This window comes from Salirhabdus euzebyi, assembly GCF_014207435.1.
Taxonomy (GTDB): Bacteria; Bacillota; Bacilli; order Bacillales; family Alkalibacillaceae; genus Salirhabdus; species Salirhabdus euzebyi.
Genome location: NZ_JACHGH010000008.1, coordinates 39,683 through 59,403 on the forward strand (window position 1 = coordinate 39,683; position 19,721 = coordinate 59,403).

A 19,721-nucleotide genomic window follows, 5' to 3' on the forward strand; every position below is an offset into this window, starting at 1 on the left:
AAGTATAATCTGCGATTAAAAAATTTAGAACCATAGGGAAGGTTTTATATTATGTATTTGATTGATTTTCATTTTCATCCTGAACTTTTTTCAGTGCTTCAAGTCTAGAAGGGTCTTCCTCAAAATATTGAACTACATCACCAATCCGATCAATGGCATTCCAACTAAGGTGGTGTTCTATTCCTTCTACATCTTCATAAATTTTTTCTTTATCAACGCCAATAATTCCTAAGAATTGTTCTAGTAACTCATGACGATAGACTAGTCGCTTGCCGATTTTCTGACCTTTTGCTGTCAAAATAAGTCCTCTGTATTTCTCATAGTTTAAATAACCGTCTCTGTCTAATTTTTGAACCATTTTTGTCACGGATGAAGGATGTACTTGTAAAGATTCTGCGATGTCTGATACTCTAGCGTACCCTTTCTGTTCTATTAATAGATATATTTGTTCAATGTGGTCTTCCATACTTGGGGTCGGCATATATATACACTCCAAACTATTGTTACCTTTTTTGTTTTAATATAAAAATCATACAATAGTTTACATACCATGACAAGAAAAGCTATAGTATCTTAATTAAGTTTAAAAAAGACGGCTAATTAGCCGTCTCGTTTCATTTTATAGTCCACACTTAAGTTGTGCACCACAGTTGGTACATGTATTACAGCCACCCATGTCCTCAACTGTTCCTTTTCGGCATACCGGACAAGTATCCCCTACTTCGGACCCGATTGTTACATTCGTCTTACCTAATTCCTGAACGGTGTCCATCAATACTACCTTCGGGGCAGCTTTTACTTCTTGTTGTACCGTTACGTCTTGATCAAGCTCGTTTTCTTCTGCTTTTAATGTTAAAACTTGAGAATCTCTACTTCCATCAACGTATACAGTTCCACCTTTTGCTCCACCCCGATAGAGTCTTTGATAAACATTTTCCACTTGCTCTACTGTATAACCTCGTGGGGCATTTACAGTTTTAGAAATAGAGCTATCCACCCACTTTTGAATAACACATTGTGTATCTGCGTGTGCCTCTGGTGATAGACTCATTGCTGTTACAAACCATTTCGGTAATTGTGCAGGATCCTGATGAGGATTTGCATCTAAATATTCTTGAACTATATCTGCTTTTACTTCAATAAATTTACCTAATCTTCCGCTTCGATAATAGGTGAAAGAAAAATAAGGTTCTAGTCCTGTTGAAACACCCACCATTGTTCCAGTTGAACCTGTAGGAGCAACAGTTAAAAGGTGTGAATTACGTATACCATATTTCAAAATATCTTGACGGATATCCTCAGGCATTTTTGCCATATAGCCCGTTTCGATAAATCTTTTTCTTAATTGTAGCGTTTCTTTTTCTGTTTTTCCAACCAAAAACGGGAAGCTACCCTTTTCTTTAGCAAGTTCAATAGATGTACGATATGCAGTAGTTGCAATTGTTTCAAAGATTTTATCTACCAGTACATTACCTTCTGAAGAGCCGTATTCTGTTTCACAATAAATCAGCAAATCATGTAAGCCCATCACACCAAGACCAACACGACGTTCACCTAAAGCTTGTTTGCGATTAGCTTCTAAGAAATAAGGTGTTGCGTCTATTACGTTATCTTGCATACGCACGCCTACTTCAACGGATTGTTTTAACTTTTCATAGTTAACCGTTTTATTGTTTTTATCAGCCATTGCAGCTAAATTTACAGCTGCCAAATTACACACACTATACGGAGCAAGAGGTTGCTCACCACAAGGATTCGTTGCCACTACTTTTTGTCCATAACTTTTTGCATTGGTCATGTCGTTGGCATTATCGATAAAGAATATACCTGGTTCAGCGGAATAGGTTGCACATATATTAATTAAGTTCCAAAGATCCTTAGCTTTAACCTTTCTGTATACCCGAACACCATATCCTAGTTTATTCCATTCGCGAACATCACCTACTTCATGCCATTCGCTATTGTATGCTTTCATTTCCTCTGCATTATAATTCTCAACATCTGGGAATCTCAATTCATATATTTCATCATTTTCAACAGCTTCCATAAATTCCTTTGTTATACAAACGGAAATATTTGCTCCCGTTAAAAATTCCGAGTTTTGAACATTATATGTCCCGCCGTCTCTCAATTTATTACGAGCATCGTTGATTACTTTTTGTGTAAATCCACCGTTACCAGGTATATTTTCATAATTTAATACACCTTGATATAAGTCTTTTTCTGCTTCTGTTAAAGGCGTAAATTTCAATTTATCTTTTGCTAATTTTTGTATTTGTTCATCATCAATGTTTTCTATTAAATAACGTAGGATACGCGGATTTTGCATCTTAGAAATAATAAATTCAATAATATCTGGATGCCAATCGTTTAACATGATCATTTGTGCTCCACGTCTAGAACCACCTTGCTCAACTAAATGCGTAAGTTTAGCGATATCATCTAACCAAGAAACAGAACCAGACGATTTTCCGTTTACCCCTTTTGCTAATGTGTTCCTTGGGCGTAATGTAGAACCATTAGTTCCAACACCACCGCCACGACTCATTATCTCCATCACTTGTTTACGATGATCGGAAATACCTTCACGTGAGTCTTGAACAAAAGGCATCACATAGCAATTAAAATAAGTTACATCCGTATCTGCACCTGCTCCATACAAAACTCGACCTGCAGGTACAAAATGAAGGTTTGCTAACTGCTCATAAAATTGTTCAAAAGATTTCTGCCTTTTCTCTGGAGTAGTCTCAACTGAAGATAAGCCATAAGCATTACGACGAGCAATTTGTTCATAATAGATTTCTAATGGCTTTTCAATTACATCTAACGATCGTTTTACTATTCCCGTCTCTGCTTCCCGTTCATTATCTAGTACAGATAAAAACTCTTTTTCTACTAAAACTTCTGCTTGCTTATTTTCCCAATCGATAGATTGAATAAAACCAAGTCCTCTTGCTGGAAACTTAGGGTCCTCTTTAATCGTTAGTACAACAAAATCCCCTTCGACTAAAGTTGTTTTTTCCGTATCCTTAAATGCATACCGATCAAGCATTACAAGTCTAGATACACCTTTATGTAAAATTTTCATGTCATTTGTAATAGGATGAACCTGTTTAAATAGGCTTATATCTTTGTTTAACCTGTCCACATCAACCTTCACTAGCTCTTCTTTTACTAACTGCATTAACTCTCTCCCCTTACTTCGCTATCTTTCGATAAATTTTTACATCGATGTTTTCTGATTTATGTTATATATAAGTTATCATATGCCATTACAAAAAATCAATATATAGTAATTATTTTTTAAAATTAATACCATATATTGTGATTAAAGAACACTATATAATATTTTGTCAATTTCAAATTTGTAAAAAAAACAAAGATAAACAGAGATAAACTGAAAAAAATGTCAAATAAGTGGCGTTTTTTGCGTTTTTTATCACTTGCAAACTAATGTACATAAACAAGCACTTGTTCTATCAACAAGAAAGGAAATTTTAGTTATTATACACATCAAAAAATGAGTAAAAAGTAGGACCTACCAAAATTTTTATAAGAAAATACTTTGAATCTTTTGTCCAACATTCATATAATAGGTATAGTAAGTAGGTGCAGTAGAGATGAAAGGGGATACTTATGGAATTAATACTAATATTTCTAGTCGCATTTATTTTATATGGAGCATTTAAATATTTTCGTCAAAAACGCTATCTTACAACACTAACAGAAGATCAATTTGTTGAAGGATACAGAAAAGCTCAACTTATTGATGTAAGAGAGCCAAATGAATTTGAAAAAGGACATATATTAGGAGCACGAAATATACCACTTTCTCAAATGAAGCACCGTTTAGTAGAAATACGTAAGGACAAGCCTGTTTATTTATATTGCCAAAGCGGTGCAAGATCTGCACGTGCAGCAAATATGTTAAACCGTAAAGGCTGTGAGGATTTAAATCACCTTAAAGGTGGTTTCCGTAAATGGACAGGGAAAGTGAAAACGAAGAAATAATAATACCAACAATTAACATGAAAAGGCCATCACCAAAAGGAAAATAGTTTGGTAATGGCCTTTTTCAATCATAAATTATTGTTTAAAAGTGAATCTCCACTAGTTCAAAACCATCTATACTTCTTTCAAATTCCCTAAACATATACCGTTAATTTCTTAAAATAATATAAATCATGTAAAGAATATAACCAACCGTTAACAAGATTCCTTCTATCTTACCGATTCGAAAGTTTGTCCTGGAAAAAACAAGAAGGATTACCGTTAACATGATCATTAATATAATATCTATAAATATTTTATTACTTACTGCAAGTGGTGATATGACAGATGCTGAACCAAGTACGAATAAAATATTAAAAATATTACTACCAACTATGTTACCTAGAGCTATTTCACTCTCTTTCTTTAATGCTGCCGTAATGGAAGTGATTAGTTCAGGTAAAGAGGTTCCAACTGCAACAATCGTTAATCCAACTAACGTTTCACTCATCCCGAAGGAAATAGCAAGATCAGTAGCACTACTTACAACGAATTCACCACCGAAAATAATAGCAACAAGGCCACCAACAGTAAATAGTATATTTTTTACCCATGATATGGACTCTACTTTTTCATTTTCTCTAATCTGTTCTCTACTGTTTCTGGCAACTTCAAATATATAATATAAAAAGATGCTGAAAAAAAGTAGGAAAATCAAGCCATCGCTTCTTGTAATAAAATTACTACTTACTGATTGAAGTGCTACATCACTAATTAATATTAATAAAGCAATACTTGCTAATAATGTAAAAGGTATTTCTTTTCTAATCGTGGTATTTTCCACTTTTAAAGGATTTAAAATAGCTGTTATACCAACAACAAAGGTAATGTTAAAAATATTACTCCCAACGACATTACCAATAGCCACTCCTGCGTTTTCTTCTAGTGCAGCTACTATACTGACAGTTGCTTCTGGTGAGCTTGTTCCAAACGCAACAATAGTTAGACCTATAAGTAAAGGAGAAATACGTAAGGCTTTTGCAATATTAGAAGCTCCTTCCACAAAGTAGTCAGCACCTTTAATGAGCAAAACAAAACCCACAATTAAAATAATATAAGTCAATCATATCACCTACCCTTGAGACTCTTAGTATTTACATATGATAACCGAAAAACCACTTACGAACTATTTACAATACCCTTTTTATTGAAATTTATACCCAAATAAATAAAAAAGTTTAAGAAAGGTATGTTAATGGGAAAACCTTTTCTAGAAAATAAGAGGAGGGATATGATGACACGAAAACCCATTCTTATTTATGTCATTAATGTCATATTTGGAATAGCCCAGCTTATTTTGGGACTAAGAATCATTTTAAGGTTATTTGGAGCTAATCAAGCTGCACCATTTGTGCAGTGGATTTATGAAACTAGTTCACCATTACTATACCCATTTGAAGAAATATTTCCAACACATTCCTTAGATGGGACTTTTGTTATTGAATTTTCAGCCTTGTTTGCCGTTCTAATCTATTCTCTTGCCGGTTATTTTCTAACGAGAGCGGTTTTGTTCTTTAATAAATGATCCTATTCAACTCATTGCTATAATGTTGATACATGCTCCTAAAGAAAAAGGCTAACATGAAAGTCGTTTATTTTCGACCCTATGTTAGCCTTTTTAAAAGTAATGTGCCTTATTCTATATTATCTTTTTCATATCGAAGGACTGGTTTTCTTGCTGCTAGCGTTTCATCTAAACGATTAATCACCGTAGTATGTGGTGCTTCTTGAACGATTTCTGGGTTCTCTCTTGCTTCTTTTGCAATTTGTAACATAGCATCAATAAATTCATCCAACGTTTCTTTAGACTCTGTTTCTGTTGGTTCTATCATTAAAGCTTCTTCCACGTTTAATGGGAAGTAAATAGTAGGTGGATGGTATCCAAAGTCTAATAATCGTTTGGCAATATCTAACGTTCGAACTCCTAATTTTTTTTGATTTTTTCCAGATAAAACAAATTCATGCTTACAATGTTGTTTAAATGGAAGGTCAAACTCTGATTGTAATCTTCTCATCATGTAGTTAGCATTTAAAACGGCATACTCACTAACTTGTTTTAAGCCATCTGGCCCCATTGTACGAATATACGTATAGGCACGAACATTTATACCAAAGTTTCCATAATAAGGTTTTACACGACCGATTGAATTTGGTCTATCATAATCAAAGAAATAACCTTGTTTGTTTTTCGTCAAAACAGGTTTTGGTAAAAATGGTGCTAGTTCCTTAGAAACACCTACTGGTCCAGAACCTGGTCCACCACCACCATGAGGTCCTGTGAAGGTTTTATGCAAGTTTAAGTGAACAACGTCAAAGCCCATATCCCCTGGTCTTGTATATCCTAAAATCGCGTTTAAGTTTGCACCATCATAATAGAGCCTACCGCCAGCTTCATGAACAATGCTAGCCATTTCCAGAATATGTTCTTCAAACAACCCTAATGTATTCGGGTTTGTTAACATTAGCGCTGCCGTGTCAGAACCTACTACACGTCTTAGATCGTCTAAATCAACCAAACCTCGCTCATCAGACTTTACAGTTACAGATTCAAAGCCAGCTACAGTAGCTGATGCTGGGTTCGTACCGTGTGCAGAATCTGGAACAATTACTTTTGTACGGTTAAAATCTCCGTTACTTTCATGGAAGGCGCGAATCATCATTAATCCAGTCCACTCACCATGAGCACCAGCTGCAGGCTGCAATGTTACCTCATGCATCCCTGTTATTTCTTGTAATGATGTTTGAAGATCATACATTAAAGCTAAAGCACCTTGGGCAGTCTTTTCTTCCTGTAGAGGATGAACAAAGCTAAACCCTTCAAAACGCGCTACATCTTCATTAATTTTAGGATTGTACTTCATCGTACAAGATCCTAATGGGTAAAAGCCGGAATCAACCCCGTGGTTTCTTCTAGAAAGTCCTGTGTAATGACGCATAATTTGCAGTTCACTTACTTCTGGTAAATCTGGTTCAATATGACGAACATATTCCGTGCCTAGCTCTTGTGTTAGGTCTACTTCTGGTACATCTAATTCAGGTAAACTATACCCAATTCGTCCTTCTTTACTTAGTTCAAAAATTAATGGATAGTTTTTTTCATTAGCCATTGATATCACTCAATTCTTTGACAAATTGATCAATTTCCGCTTTTGTACGTAGCTCTGTTACTGCTACTAGCATTTGATCTGTCATACTTGGGTCCATCTTTCTTAAATTCAAACCACCAATGATACCTTTATTCACTAACTCGTCATTAATAGCAGAAACATCTTTCTTACATCTCACAACAAATTCATTAAAAAATGGACCGTCAAAAGCAATCTCAAACCCAGCTTTTTCAAATGTCGATTTTGCATACCGAGCTTTCTGCATATTCATATAAGCCATCTCTTTAATTCCTTTTTTGCCAAGAGCTGTCATCGCTACTGAAGCAGCCAATGCATTTAAAGCTTGATTGGAACAAATGTTAGAAGTTGCTTTATCACGTCTTATATGTTGTTCTCTTGCTTGAAGTGTTAATACAAATCCTCTTTGTCCTTCTTCATCTACTGTTTGACCTACTAGACGTCCTGGTACTTTTCTCATTAACTTTTTCGTAGTTGCAAAATAACCACAGTGTGGACCACCAAATTGTGCGGGAATACCAAATACTTGTGCATCACCAGTAACAATATCAGCTCCAAATACAGCTGGAGGTGTTAAATATCCTAAAGCTAAAGGATTACTAGAAACGATAAACATTGCTTTTTTCGCATTTTCTAATAGTTTTTGCACTTCCTGTAATGGCTCAATTTGTCCAAAAAAGTTTGGATACTGAATAACGACACTAGCCGTTTCGTCATCAAGGGCTGCTTCAAGTGCAACCAAATCTGTAAGACCGTTTTTATGATTTATTTCTACAATTTCTAGGTCAAAACCTTTTGCATACGTTTTAATTACATCCATTGATTCTGGATGAATAGCTTTTGAAACAATTACTTTTTTCTTTTTTGTTTGACCAGCACTTAGATTTACTGCTTCTGCTAATGCTGTGCCACCATCATACATAGAGGAGTTAGAAACTTCCATCCCAGTTAGTTCACAAATCATCGTTTGGAATTCAAAGATAGCTTGCAACTCACCTTGAGAAATTTCAGGCTGATAAGGTGTGTAAGCTGTATAAAACTCTGATCTAGATATAACATGATCTACGATGGAAGGAATGTAATGATCATAAACACCTGCACCTAAAAATGATGTGTGGGATTTTACGTTTACATTTTGATCTGCTAGAGCTTTAAGTTCTTGGGTTAACTCAGGCTCACTTGTTGCCTCTTTAATATTAAGTCTCCCTTTAAATCTCACTTTCTCAGGGATATCCTGAAACAACTCTTCTGTAGATTGAATACCAATTGTATCTAACATTTCTTTCTTATCTGTTTCTGTCATTGGTAGATAACGAAAACTCATCTATCTCAACCCCCTTAAATTATTTTCTTTTATAAAACGGTGTAGCAATGACCTTTGCTTTTAAACGACGTTTTCTTACTTGTACTTCTAGTTCCTCATCTATATTTGTAAACCTTATATCAACAATTGCCAACCCTATATTTTTTTCCAAAGTTGGTGATTGAGTACCAGTTGTTACAACACCAACTTTTTCTTCCCCTTTAAATACTTCATAACCGTGTCTTGGAATGCCTTTGTCTACCATTTCAATACCAATAATTTTTCTTGTCGTACCATTTTCTTTTTGGTCTTTTAATACTTCTTTTCCAATAAAGTCAGCTTCTTTATTTGTTTTAACAGCGAATCCTAGCCCAGCCTCAATTGGGGTAATTTCAGCTGTTAATTCTTGACCGTACAAAGGCAAGGTTGCTTCAAATCGAAGTGTATCACGAGCACCCAGCCCAATAGGCTCTACTCCTTCATCAGCTCCGGCTTCTAATATTTTTTCCCATAACGCGATTGCTTCACTATGGTCAATGTATATTTCAAAGCCGTCTTCACCTGTATACCCTGTTCTGGATACGAGGGCACCTTTATTAATACCACTAAAAGTTACATGATCAGCAAAACGGAAAAATTTAATTTCAGATAAATCCGTATTTGTTAACTTCTGTAAAATTAATTCTGCTTTTGGTCCTTGTAAAGCTAGTTGAGCAATAGATTCCGAAATATTATTTAGGTTTACTCCGTCAATTAAATGTTGTTTTAACCAATTAAAATCCTTTTCAATATTAGATGCATTTACAACTAATAAGAATTCTTCGTCCCCTTTTTTGTATACCAAAAGGTCATCAACAGTTCCGCCATTTTCATAGCACATTATCGTGTATTGAGCACGATTTATCGTAAGTTTGGAAATATCATTCGTTAGCATCTTTTGTAAATACTGCTCACTATTTGGTCCCGTTACGACAATTTCACCCATGTGGGAAACATCAAATAACCCAGCTGCGTTTCTTGTTGCCTCATGTTCTTTTTTTATTCCTGAGAATTGTACTGGTAAATCCCAGCCACCGAAGTCAATCGTTTTTCCATTGTAGTCTTGGTAAACTGTATAAAGTGGTGTCCTCTTTAAATCCGCCATCTTCATCCTCCTAATGTAATTTTTTTCCAACAAAAAAAGAGAATTCTTCCTATCAAAGAATTCTCTGTCCTTTTGACCAGAAAGTTTCATGATCTTTTGATCATTTACTTCTTGGGTGGTTCACACTATGGTGAACACTCTCCAGAGTTGCGTCATACAAGAGTCTTTTTGCCTGAGAGATTCACATTTAATGCTTGCTCCTTCGGCGCTGTTTCACACAGTCTCTCCTCAAGTAATCATTCGCTTTGTTATGAAATTATTTATTTCGGTTATACTAATTTAACTGAGTATGTATATGAGTTTGACTATCGATTTTCATTATATCACACGAACTTTTTTGTGTGTTAAGCATTTTCATTTTTCATTATTATTTAATCTCTATGATAAAAACAAAATGGTGGGAGTTATATGGATATAAAATATCAGTTCGATAAACAATTTCCGAATGAATTGGATAAAAAGCTAATAGAAAATGGACCTTTTTGTTCTTTTGATATGTTTCAAATGGCCTATGAAACAGCTAAAAGTTTAGCTGTACCAAATTTCAAAGGATTAATGTCTCCAAACTATTTACCTCATATGGAATTTTTGGACCATCAGTTAGATTGTGCAAAACAAGTAGTAGAAAAAATGAGCGGACGAGCTATTTTAGCTGATGAGGTTGGTTTAGGAAAAACAATAGAAGCAGGACTTATTTTAAAAGAATACATGGTAAGAGGATTAGCAAAAAAGATACTAATTCTAGTCCCTGCTTCCTTAGTTAATCAATGGGTAAAAGAATTAAATGAAAAGTTTTATATTCCAGCAGTCTCTCAAAGAAAGTCTTATGTTTGGGAGCAGTGTGATGTAGTTGTATCTTCTATCGATACAGCAAAAAGACCACCACATAAGGATATTGTTTTAAGTCAAAAATACGACTTTATTATTATAGATGAGGCTCACAAGTTAAAAAATCACAAAACGAAAAACTATCAGTTTGTTAATAGTTTGAAGAAAACGTATTGCCTGCTACTAACAGCAACACCTGTCCAAAATCAGTTAGCGGACATTTTTAATCTAGTCACAATCCTTAAACCAGGTTATTTAGGTAGTTACGATGAATTCTCTAAAACTTTTGGAAATAAACGTAGTGCATTAAAACGAGACGAAAACCTAAAACAACTGGTTCAAAATGTTATGGTACGTAACCGTCGTGAAGATACAGGTATAGACTGGACAAAGCGTAAAATAGACACTATTTGGATTAATTTCAGTGAAGATGAACAGAGTGCATATGATGATTTGGATCATGAGCTATTTTCAAAAGATCCCTTTACATCTATTACGCTTAAGAGGGAATTTTGTTCAAGTAGAGAGGCATGTTATCTTTCTTTGAAAAAAATGGTTGAACAACATGAAGAGAACAATAGTAAACAAGAATGGGGAGAGCAAGTTATACAAAAAATCGAACAGCTCCCTCATCACGCGAAAGCAAAAAAGGTAATAGACATAATTGGTAATTCTGATGAAAAGTTTATTATTTTTACTGAATATCGCGCAACTCAATATTACTTGCAATGGTATTTACAGCAGCACGGGATTTCTTCAGTCCCATTCAGAGGCGGTTTCAAACGAGGCAAAAAAGAGTGGATGACGCAATTATTTCAAAATCATGCACAAGTTTTAATTGCAACAGAAGCAGGTGGTGAGGGAATCAATTTACAATTTTGTAACAATATGATTCATTATGACCTTCCTTGGAATCCGATGCGACTAGAACAAAGGATAGGAAGAATTCATCGTTTTGGTCAAAAAGAAGATGTGAACATCTATTATTTAGCCATTCGGAATACGATTGATGAACATTTAATTTCTTTACTTTATGAAAAGATAAATTTATTTGAACGTGTAATTGGTGACTTAGACGATATTTTAGAACAATTAAATATTCCAAACCTAGAAAATGAAATAAAAGAAATTTTTGCGGAATCACAGTCACCAGGGGAAGCAAGAATAAAAATGGAGAATTTAACAGCTGCTTTTCAGCAAAATCAAGAAGAAGGGATGAGTGAAGATGGAACAGCAAGCAATTCATAATTATCTTCACAATTTCTTTTCCTTAAATCAATGTGAAATAAAAGAAAGTCGACAAGGAAAAATTACTGTAAAACTAAATGAAGAACTTGATCGCCTATTATTAAATAGACCTTTTTACTGGGAATATATTAAAAAGATTGGACAAGAGGGGGAGACAGCAACACTTACGTTTATTTCCAGTCCTTCCATGCGCCATGAAGAGGGCGAATGGATTCATTTCGGTTCTCCTAGACTCCATCAAATTTTCAATTCCCAGCTAGCACAAGGGCGTTACACTATGTTATATGAACAAGCTGGACAAACAGCTTTGAATCCTTGGTTAGTAAATAATATTATGATTAGTTACAAAGGTAGACAGAAGAAAGATGAAATATTATCTATTGGTTTACACTTAATTAATGGAACAATGGTTTTTAATTTTATGGAACTTTTAAAGAAGATTTCTTTTTCTAGTGTTATTCCGGATTACAGTTACACTATTTCCCCAATCGTACGAATTCCTAGTGCATTTAATCGGATAAACAATTATTTACAACACTATTTAAGTGAGCAGGAAGACGATTGGGCGAAGGAAGCATATGAACATTTTGATAAAGAGAAAGAGATCTTAAACCACTTTTATGAATCATACACGGAAACCGCCTCGGATGATGAGAAAGAATTGCTCAAGGAACGTTATGAAAATGAAGTAGATCACTTAGAAAAAAGGTTATTACCTGAAATACAAATAAAAATTATAAATGGTGGCTTATTTTACTTAAGTGAAACTACCTCCAATCAATTTATAGGGAAATAATTAAAAACAGGTTGTCATTTGCAGACAACCTGTTTATTTATATTCCAATCCCCTTCTGTGCATCTACTTTATCTATTTCTATTTCTTTCAGTTCTCCATCTATTTTCTTTGTTACAGGTAAGAAGTATCCTACAAAACCCGCAAGCGCGGGAATGAAACCGATGAAGAACAGTAAAAATGGTATACCATATAAGTGGGAAAGAGCTCCCCCTAAATAACTACCAACCGGCTGCAACGAGCCACCAACCAACAATCTCGCAGACATGACGCGGCCAAGGTATTGATTCGGAACCACTTGTGCATATATAGTGGAACTAAATGATCCGAAAAACGGACCCGTCATACCTAAGAAAAAGAAAACAATTATAGCTAACCAAAAGCTAGAAATGAATGCTAAGCTTAAATACAAAATTCCACCTAGACATACACTTCCTAACATAGGAATCCTTCGATTTTTCACGTCTCCTATATAAATTAATAAAGATGATCCAACTAAAATCCCTATTGTTGAACTAGAACTTAAAAGCCCTACACCTAGAGCGTCCACGTGGAGTATTTCCAGTCCGTATGGTAGTGTAATTGCTGCTACTGCTAGAGCTGACATATTTCTTAATGAGACCATAATCATAATGACTAATAGGTATGGAGCAATCAGAAAAAACTTTAATCCATCAATCAACTCACTAAAATATTTTTTTGTCGTTGATCCGTTCACCTTTGCAACATTTTGTTGACGAGGCTTATCATTTGGTTCTTTCCTCACTTTCCTTGCTAACAAGGAAATTAAAAAGGCTGAAAAAAGAAAACTTATAGCATCTATTGCAAGACTTTGACTTGCTCCAAAATATTTGATTGTTGCTCCAGCCAAACCTGGACCTATTACTACGGCAGATGATGTTCCTATACTTAACATCGAGTTAGCACGTACTAGTTCATCCTTATCATTGATGATTTCGGGTAATACAGCCATGCCAGTTGGTTTTAATAAAGCACTAGAAGCACCGAGTAGAATAATAGCTATAAATAAATGCCAAATTTCTAAATAACCCAAGAATCCTAGTAAAGCAGGCATGCCAATAGCAATAAAACTCAGTATGTCTAAACAATACATTAAATGATAGCGATTCACTCTGTCTATTAATGGTCCTCCCAAAAATCCTACTACGAGTTGTGTAACACCCATTGCTGTTAATATACTTCCCATTAACAACAAAGAACCTGTCATTTCATAAACTAGCCACTCAATAGCTAAAAGACCAAAAAAATCTCCAAAAGAACTAATTGTTTGAGAAAGAAATAGGTAGAAAAATTTCCTATTTTTAATCACTTGCTTGCCTCCTGTAATAGGAAGAAGTCTCCTAATTCAGCTGTTAGCTGATGAATAGCATCCGCTCGCAAAAAATACTTGTTGTTAGGTTCACTTATTTCCAAGGAAATTAACCCAGCTCCTCGCAACACAACTAAATGATGATGGAGTGTACTCTTAGCTAAGCCGCTATAGTTCAATAACTCGTTAAAAGTTCTTTCTTGAACAGACATATAGTAGAGAAGTTTCATTCTCATTTCTTCTGATAAACATCTCATTTTTCTCATTAGACGCGGGGATGGTTCACCTGCTTTTAGTGGGATAACATCACAAGCAAAGAAACAAACAAACATCTCCTCATAATTTTGGTAGTAATGGGAACGATTGATAGGACTAAGATGATATTGTGGGATTAATCTTATGGTTTTTAATTTGTCATTTGGAGATTGACGCATGCCATTTGTTACTTCCTCGAATACTTCCTCAGGTGAATATAATTTGCTATCATTTTTGATCTGTGCTGCTTTTTGCTCAAGTCCAATTAAAATTCGCGAATCAATTTTAGAAAAGTACTGTTTGTGCCATTCCTTTAAAACAAATTCCCAATCATGAATACGTTCCTTTAAGGTATTTAATATTTTTGTATCGTAAGGTTGTAGGATATCATAAATATTTTGAAAAGATTGGTCATCCATCCATTTCAAAAAGGATTGTTCACTTCTTTTTCCTGGACAACTATAAATGAGATGTTCAAGCCCTTTTGTCATATCTGGTTTCAAGTCTCCCAAATAAGCTTTAAATTCAGCTGTTAATGTTTGACTAACTTCATCGTACCACCTCTTACCCAAATCTATTGATTTGCGGTCTTGCTTACTTAAATAAGCATTTAAACTGTTAACCAATTCGTAAGCTGGACAAAAATCAACTTCAATTTCGAACGACATAATTTCGACCTCCATCGAACATATTATAGTTCGATTATAATCGAACTATAAATAAATTGCAACGGTACTCTAGAAAACTTTTTATAACTGCATTAAAAAAGGAACCTCTTTAGGTTCCTAATGTTTTCTTTTACCACTTCTCCACATTTTGATTGCTGCTGGAAGCATTCCAAAATATTTAGTTGTACGATCTAACTCTTCTCTTTTCATTTTTCGTTCATGTCTTCTTTTTATTTTTTCATCTTTAGGGAGATGAGCATACTTTACTAATTCCTGCGTCATATACTTTACAAAATCGTTACCAGCCATGATCCTCACTCCGAAATATGTTTTTAAATACAGTTTACCCTTATTTCAAGTCGTTTATGCTATTCAGAATAGTGTTAACAGTTTCCTTCACTGTTGATTCTGTTTTTATATCAATTGATATTTTCACGCAATCTTCATAAAGAGGTATTCTTCTAATAAACAATTCCCTTTTCTCTTCCTCCTGTTTATTCCACAATGGACGGCTTTTATCATCCGTTAATCGATTAGAAATAATATCAAATGTAGGTTTTAAATATACACCCAGCAAGGACTCCTTTATCCAATTCCTATTTTCCTTCCTTTCAACTACTCCCCCACCCGTAGCGATGATTGCATAATTAGTTGGTAGCTTTCTCAATATTTCCGCTTCATATTGCCGGAAATATTCTTCCCCTTCTTTTTCAAAAATCTGTGGAATAGACATTTTTCTCCATGCCTCAATTTCTACATCTGTATCATAAAAGTCTATATGTAATTGCTTTGCCAACTCTTTACCAATAGTTGTTTTTCCACTCCCCATAAATCCAACTAAACATATACTCTTCACTTTACGTACCTCCATAAAAAATTAGTAACTTTACATTATCTTTCAACTTTATTTAGTAAGTTTGTGATTTTCATCCACTAAATTAATTTTTAACATGAATTTGACTAACAGTATTGCATTTTACGATTGTGACTCTTTCGGTAGAGCAAGATAAAATACCTTTTAAACATTATATATTTTTATTTCAGAAAAGAAAGGAGGTGTGTAAATGTCTACAGTAGAACAGTTGTCCCAGAAAATATTAAATCAGGCCGTAAATCTTTCCGCTACGGATATTCATTTTTCACCACAAGCCAATGATACAGATGTATTTTTTCGAATTAATGGCGAACGGAGCTATCAATTTTCCATACCGAAAATAAAGTATGTTCCTTTATTATCTTTTTTTAAGTTTACTTCTGGTATGGAAATAGGTGAATTACAAAAACCACAAAATGGAACTTCTACTCATCACTTTCAAAATAACTTTTTTGACCTTCGTTTATCAACACTTCCAGTAGAATATTCCGAAAGTTTAGCAATTAGAATATTGCCCCGTAAAATTATCCCTTCCATCCATCATTTGTTTCTATTCCCTAAACAAGCAACTACGCTTTTAAATTGGATTGGTCAAAAATTTGGAATTATTCTCATTACTGGACCAACAGGGAGCGGTAAAACAACTACAATGTATGCTTTATTACAAGCACTGGTAAAAAATAAACCTTTTCAAGCAATTACATTAGAAGACCCTATTGAAAAAGACTTAGACAATATTCTCCAAGTCCAAGTAAATGAAAAAGCTGGAATAAGTTATGACGCTGGATTGAAAGCAGCACTGAGACATGACCCGGACATATTAATGGTAGGAGAAATTAGAGACATCCCTACTGCAAAGTTTGCCTTTCAAGCAGCTTTTACAGGTCATCTAGTTATCACAACAATTCATGCAAAAAATGCCTTTGGTACTATTTATCGCCTTTTAGATATGGGAATTTCAAAGGTGGATTTAGAGCAAGCGATACTTGGAATTGCTTCACAACAGTTATTACCAGTGAAAGGATCAAGAGCTGCTATTTTAGAGCTACTCGAATCAAATTGTTTAATGGAAGCTATTAATGGGGTTTCGCCAGAGAATAATATCCATTTTAATTCTTTCCAAAAACTAAGGAGGAAAGCATGTGCTCTTGGTTTTATTGATGAAAACACGTACGACAAATACTCCACGCAAAAGAGTTAAACTATCACTACGTGAACAGCAGCTATTATTAAATCGCTTAACCTCTTTATTAAAAAGAGGATATTCCCTTAACAAATCTCTTCAACTAATTGCTTTAGACCAACATCAACACTATTTAGCAAAAGCTATTATGGATTCTCTATCAAAGGGGGAGCCTCTTGATCTCATTTTCAAAAATCTTGGCTTTTCAAACTTTGTAGTTTCGTTTCTTTATTTTTCTAGATCAACGGGGAATATGGACGTTACCCTAATCAATTGTATGAATTTATTAAAGCATCAACAGGCTTTTCAAGAAAAGTTTAAAAAAGTAATGCAATATCCTTCCATGCTCCTTCTTTTTTTGGTCTTTCTCTTTATTAGTTTAAAACTTTTTGTTATACCTTCTCTACACAATTTATATAAAGGGTTCCAATCATATAACGTTGGACAAGGTCAATTAGTTCAGTTATTTAATAGTATTAATTATTTTATTAACTCATTTTTTATCATTTTTTTCCTCTGTTGTGGCATTACACTGTTTTGGAAATACTTCAATATAAATATTTCCCCTTCGTTAAAAATAAAAATATATTCGAAAACACCTATAGTTAATAAGCTAAAAAGTCTTGAATCAACCTATCTATTCAGTTATCACTTTAGTTCTTTGCTCGACAGTGGCATTTCCATTAAAAATGCTCTTCAAATTATGAGTGAACAACAACATCTACCCATTATCAAAGAATACTCCATTTCATTTATCCAGACTATTTATAAAGGGGATAGCATTAAAGAAACTATAGAAGATTTTACGTTGTTAGAAAATGAGGTAGGAATCATTTTTGAAAGAAATTTGCATGATGGAACACTTGCTAAAGATTTACGCAACTATGCTGATATCCTTGTCGATACCATTACAACAAAAATGCTTAGAATTATTTCTTTCATACAACCGATTATTTACATTTTATTCGGTGGCATTATCGTGACCATATATTTTTCCATTCTATATCCAATGTTTGAAATCATGAAGCATTTATAAAAAAGAAAAGGTGATTTTATGAATAACGAAAAAGGTTTCACGCTAATCGAAATGTTAGTTGTCCTTTTAATAATTTCCGTCTTACTACTTATCACAATTCCTAATGTAACGAAAAATAATGAAGTAATAGACACAAAAAGTTGTGCAGCATTTAAAAGCTTGGTTGAATCGCAAACACAAGTATATAAAATAGAAAAAGGTCAATTACCAGTAGAGATTAATGATCTTGTTACAGAGGGTTATTTGAGTGAAACAAAATGCCCAAATGGCACAGAAATACACCTCCTTGATGATGGTAGTGTTAGTAGTGAAGTTCCATCAACAAATTAAGCTAACGGATACGGATGATAGTGGTTTCACTTTATTAGAGATGCTATTAGTAATCACCCTGTTCACCACAATAATGACTATCACAGTACCAATTAATGAACGGGTGAAAGAATCGATTGCGACGAGAGATTTTTTTGAGACGTTTGAATCAGATATGCTATTTATGCAAAATTTATCTATAACCAAACAAACACCTTTAAAACTAAACATTTTCCCACACGATCATTTTTACGAAATAAGAGAAGGAGGCCTAGGAAAACTATTGTTTAAAAGACATTATTCGTCAACCATTCATATAGTATTGGGAACTTTCCATATGCCGTTCTCTTTTAATGTTTCTGGAACACCCATTCAACCAGGTTCTTTTACCATCCACATAAAAAATAAAACATATAAACTAACATTTCCATTTGGAAAAGGAAGATATTATGTTGCGGAACAATAATAAAGGTTTCACCCTTTTTGATTCAATTTTGTCTTTCAGTATGCTATTAACCATTCTCTTTTTTGTTTTACCGATGATCAATCAAGTTAAATTGGAGCAGCATATACTTTCCGTTCGTTCTAAAATGATCGAGACGCTTTATAATGAGATAATTGATATTTTGCATACAACAGAGGAAACAATTATTACAAAACCAATCAATATTAGTAACACAAATGCAACCATATCGTTGTCATTAAAAGATAATACTTGGACAGGTTGTATAACTTGGAATAACTCTAAAAATGCTACAGAAAGTTCGTGCCTCCATGTTAAAAAATGACAAAGGTGTAACTTATTTGTCTACTTTAACTACACTTCTTATTTTCGCCTCCCTTCTTCCTTTACTAACTAACTTACTTTTACATATTCCTCATATAAAAAATAAAGATTTCCCAGAAGAAAGTTCTGTTTCAACATTTTTCCATATCATGCAAAAGGAATTTTTCAAAGGGGAGGAAATCGATGTTACCCAATCCAAACTGTTAATTAACCCTAATTCATCAGAAGTAATTACTATTGAATTATACAGAAACACTATAAGAAGAAGAGTAAATTATACAGGTCACGAAATTTTACTTTTTAATGTTCGAAGTATTACTTTTTTAGAAGAGAACGGTTCTGTGTATGTCAATGTTGAGATGACTGGAGGGAATAGATATGAAAGGAGGTTATCGTTGCTCTATTAAAAAAATCAATAATGATAATGGATTTGTCTTTCCATTTGTATATTTTTTATCTACTGTACTGATATTCCTTTTATTGAGTGCCCTTAATTCGTTAGATAACCAAAGGGTATTAGTTGATTTGCGAGAAGAGCAGATAAAGCTTGAAACCTTGTTTATTTCTAGTTACTTTGATTTTCGGAGAACATTACCATCCTTACATATAAAAAATGGTACTAGTGAAATTAACTTCACATATGAAGATGGTAATGTGAAAATTCTGTATACACCCATTAGTGATGAACTAATAAAAGGACAGTTTATCTACAATACACTAGAGGATTCTCGAGAGTCCATTACATTAAACTTCGCAAAAAAATAGCATATTTTTTGTATAAGTCCTTT

At 34.0% G+C, this 19,721-nt stretch carries 21 protein-coding genes and 1 riboswitch; of the genes, 11 read left to right on the plus strand and 10 right to left on the minus strand.

The annotated features are described in order from the left end of the window. Positions 1-49: 49 nt before the first annotated feature. Together mntR and HNQ94_RS13355 are read right to left on the minus strand one after the other, a co-directional pair. On the minus strand, positions 50-481 hold the full coding sequence (gene mntR, locus HNQ94_RS13350; RefSeq protein ID WP_174494694.1) for a transcriptional regulator MntR: 432 nt from the start codon (positions 479-481) through the stop codon (positions 50-52). A gap of 138 nt (positions 482-619) precedes the next feature. After that, entirely contained in the window at positions 620-3,184 is a 2,565-nt protein-coding gene (locus HNQ94_RS13355) for a vitamin B12-dependent ribonucleotide reductase (RefSeq protein WP_174494693.1), read from the minus strand. A gap of 452 nt (positions 3,185-3,636) precedes the next feature. Here HNQ94_RS13355 and HNQ94_RS13360 point away from each other — a divergent pair, with 452 nt between their 5' ends. Beyond that, positions 3,637-4,011: a rhodanese-like domain-containing protein gene (locus tag HNQ94_RS13360; RefSeq protein ID WP_174494692.1), complete on the plus strand. Its 375-nt coding sequence runs from the start codon at positions 3,637-3,639 to the stop codon at positions 4,009-4,011. A 148-nt stretch (positions 4,012-4,159) separates the two neighbouring features. Here the strand turns inward: HNQ94_RS13360 and HNQ94_RS13365 are convergent, their stop codons facing one another. After that, positions 4,160-5,113, minus strand: coding sequence for a calcium/sodium antiporter (locus tag HNQ94_RS13365; protein WP_174494691.1), 954 nt, complete (start codon positions 5,111-5,113; stop codon positions 4,160-4,162). A gap of 171 nt (positions 5,114-5,284) precedes the next feature. On the opposite strand from HNQ94_RS13365, the gene HNQ94_RS13370 reads away from it, so the two are divergent. After that, positions 5,285-5,575, plus strand: a complete 291-nt coding sequence (locus tag HNQ94_RS13370) for a YggT family protein (RefSeq protein ID WP_174494690.1) — start codon at positions 5,285-5,287, stop codon at positions 5,573-5,575. 109 nt (positions 5,576-5,684) lie between these two features. Here the strand turns inward: HNQ94_RS13370 and gcvPB are convergent, their stop codons facing one another. Genes gcvPB through gcvT form a run of 3 tightly spaced genes read right to left on the minus strand, consistent with a single transcriptional unit; the run spans position 5,685 to position 9,622 of the window. Continuing rightward, positions 5,685-7,157, minus strand: a complete 1,473-nt coding sequence (gcvPB, locus tag HNQ94_RS13375; RefSeq protein WP_174494689.1) for an aminomethyl-transferring glycine dehydrogenase subunit GcvPB — start codon at positions 7,155-7,157, stop codon at positions 5,685-5,687. Then, on the minus strand, positions 7,150-8,499 hold the full coding sequence (gene gcvPA, locus HNQ94_RS13380) for an aminomethyl-transferring glycine dehydrogenase subunit GcvPA (RefSeq protein WP_174494688.1): 1,350 nt from the start codon (positions 8,497-8,499) through the stop codon (positions 7,150-7,152). The genes gcvPB and gcvPA overlap by 8 nt, the downstream gene beginning before the upstream one ends. Positions 8,500-8,518: 19 nt before the next feature. Next, entirely contained in the window at positions 8,519-9,622 is a 1,104-nt protein-coding gene (gene gcvT / locus HNQ94_RS13385) for a glycine cleavage system aminomethyltransferase GcvT (RefSeq protein ID WP_174494687.1), read from the minus strand. A gap of 150 nt (positions 9,623-9,772) precedes the next feature. Continuing rightward, a riboswitch (glycine riboswitch) is annotated at positions 9,773-9,862 on the minus strand. A 168-nt stretch (positions 9,863-10,030) separates the two neighbouring features. Between gcvT and HNQ94_RS13390 the strand changes: the two genes are divergently transcribed. Then, on the plus strand, positions 10,031-11,698 hold the full coding sequence (locus HNQ94_RS13390; protein WP_174494686.1) for a DEAD/DEAH box helicase: 1,668 nt from the start codon (positions 10,031-10,033) through the stop codon (positions 11,696-11,698). Further along, positions 11,676-12,494, plus strand: a complete 819-nt coding sequence (locus HNQ94_RS13395; RefSeq protein WP_174494685.1) for a YqhG family protein — start codon at positions 11,676-11,678, stop codon at positions 12,492-12,494. The genes HNQ94_RS13390 and HNQ94_RS13395 overlap by 23 nt, the downstream gene beginning before the upstream one ends. A gap of 37 nt (positions 12,495-12,531) precedes the next feature. Here HNQ94_RS13395 and HNQ94_RS13400 read toward each other — a convergent pair whose 3' ends face one another. The 4 genes from HNQ94_RS13400 to HNQ94_RS13415 all read right to left on the minus strand — a co-directional run bounded on the left by HNQ94_RS13400 (position 12,532) and on the right by HNQ94_RS13415 (position 15,600). Beyond that, positions 12,532-13,821, minus strand: a complete 1,290-nt coding sequence (locus tag HNQ94_RS13400) for an MFS transporter (protein ID WP_174494684.1) — start codon at positions 13,819-13,821, stop codon at positions 12,532-12,534. Beyond that, a complete protein-coding gene (locus tag HNQ94_RS13405; RefSeq protein ID WP_174494683.1) occupies positions 13,818-14,744 on the minus strand; it encodes an ArsR/SmtB family transcription factor in 927 nt (308 codons plus the stop codon). Before HNQ94_RS13405 ends, HNQ94_RS13400 begins: the two co-directional genes overlap by 4 nt. Positions 14,745-14,861: 117 nt before the next feature. Continuing rightward, entirely contained in the window at positions 14,862-15,053 is a 192-nt protein-coding gene (locus tag HNQ94_RS13410) for a YqzE family protein (RefSeq protein ID WP_174494682.1), read from the minus strand. Between the two features lie 40 nt (positions 15,054-15,093). Continuing rightward, positions 15,094-15,600 (minus strand): shikimate kinase, encoded by a 507-nt coding sequence (locus tag HNQ94_RS13415; RefSeq protein ID WP_174494681.1) that lies wholly within the window; start codon positions 15,598-15,600, stop codon positions 15,094-15,096. Positions 15,601-15,808: 208 nt separating this feature from the next. Between HNQ94_RS13415 and comGA the strand changes: the two genes are divergently transcribed. The 7 genes from comGA to HNQ94_RS13450 are packed head-to-tail and all read left to right on the plus strand — an operon-like array spanning position 15,809 to position 19,698. Next, positions 15,809-16,819, plus strand: a complete 1,011-nt coding sequence (gene comGA, locus HNQ94_RS13420; protein ID WP_174494680.1) for a competence type IV pilus ATPase ComGA — start codon at positions 15,809-15,811, stop codon at positions 16,817-16,819. Beyond that, entirely contained in the window at positions 16,761-17,837 is a 1,077-nt protein-coding gene (gene comGB / locus HNQ94_RS13425) for a competence type IV pilus assembly protein ComGB (protein ID WP_174494679.1), read from the plus strand. Before comGA ends, comGB begins: the two co-directional genes overlap by 59 nt. 18 nt (positions 17,838-17,855) lie before the next feature. Further along, a complete protein-coding gene (gene comGC, locus HNQ94_RS13430) occupies positions 17,856-18,167 on the plus strand; it encodes a competence type IV pilus major pilin ComGC (protein WP_174494678.1) in 312 nt (103 codons plus the stop codon). Further along, on the plus strand, positions 18,085-18,612 hold the full coding sequence (gene comGD / locus HNQ94_RS13435) for a competence type IV pilus minor pilin ComGD (RefSeq protein WP_174494677.1): 528 nt from the start codon (positions 18,085-18,087) through the stop codon (positions 18,610-18,612). Before comGC ends, comGD begins: the two co-directional genes overlap by 83 nt. Further along, on the plus strand, positions 18,599-18,934 hold the full coding sequence (locus HNQ94_RS13440) for a hypothetical protein (RefSeq protein WP_174494676.1): 336 nt from the start codon (positions 18,599-18,601) through the stop codon (positions 18,932-18,934). Before comGD ends, HNQ94_RS13440 begins: the two co-directional genes overlap by 14 nt. A gap of 16 nt (positions 18,935-18,950) precedes the next feature. Then, on the plus strand, positions 18,951-19,340 hold the full coding sequence (locus tag HNQ94_RS13445; RefSeq protein WP_174494675.1) for a competence type IV pilus minor pilin ComGF: 390 nt from the start codon (positions 18,951-18,953) through the stop codon (positions 19,338-19,340). Next, positions 19,312-19,698 (plus strand): hypothetical protein, encoded by a 387-nt coding sequence (locus tag HNQ94_RS13450; protein ID WP_174494674.1) that lies wholly within the window; start codon positions 19,312-19,314, stop codon positions 19,696-19,698. The genes HNQ94_RS13445 and HNQ94_RS13450 overlap by 29 nt, the downstream gene beginning before the upstream one ends. Positions 19,699-19,721: the final 23 nt, after the last annotated feature.

Coding starts and splice junctions, on each gene's coding strand:
- mntR (WP_174494694.1), bottom strand. CDS start 481: ATGCCGACCCCAAGTATGGAAGACCACATTGAACAAATATATCTATTA.
- HNQ94_RS13355 (WP_174494693.1), bottom strand. CDS start 3,184: ATGCAGTTAGTAAAAGAAGAGCTAGTGAAGGTTGATGTGGACAGGTTA.
- HNQ94_RS13360 (WP_174494692.1), top strand. CDS start 3,637: ATGGAATTAATACTAATATTTCTAGTCGCATTTATTTTATATGGAGCA.
- HNQ94_RS13370 (WP_174494690.1), top strand. CDS start 5,285: ATGACACGAAAACCCATTCTTATTTATGTCATTAATGTCATATTTGGA.
- gcvPB (WP_174494689.1), bottom strand. CDS start 7,157: ATGGCTAATGAAAAAAACTATCCATTAATTTTTGAACTAAGTAAAGAA.
- gcvPA (WP_174494688.1), bottom strand. CDS start 8,499: ATGAGTTTTCGTTATCTACCAATGACAGAAACAGATAAGAAAGAAATG.
- gcvT (WP_174494687.1), bottom strand. CDS start 9,622: ATGGCGGATTTAAAGAGGACACCACTTTATACAGTTTACCAAGACTAC.
- HNQ94_RS13390 (WP_174494686.1), top strand. CDS start 10,031: ATGGATATAAAATATCAGTTCGATAAACAATTTCCGAATGAATTGGAT.
- HNQ94_RS13395 (WP_174494685.1), top strand. CDS start 11,676: ATGGAACAGCAAGCAATTCATAATTATCTTCACAATTTCTTTTCCTTA.
- HNQ94_RS13405 (WP_174494683.1), bottom strand. CDS start 14,744: ATGTCGTTCGAAATTGAAGTTGATTTTTGTCCAGCTTACGAATTGGTT.
- HNQ94_RS13410 (WP_174494682.1), bottom strand. CDS start 15,053: ATGGCTGGTAACGATTTTGTAAAGTATATGACGCAGGAATTAGTAAAG.
- comGA (WP_174494680.1), top strand. CDS start 15,809: ATGTCTACAGTAGAACAGTTGTCCCAGAAAATATTAAATCAGGCCGTA.
- comGC (WP_174494678.1), top strand. CDS start 17,856: ATGAATAACGAAAAAGGTTTCACGCTAATCGAAATGTTAGTTGTCCTT.
- HNQ94_RS13450 (WP_174494674.1), top strand. CDS start 19,312: ATGAAAGGAGGTTATCGTTGCTCTATTAAAAAAATCAATAATGATAAT.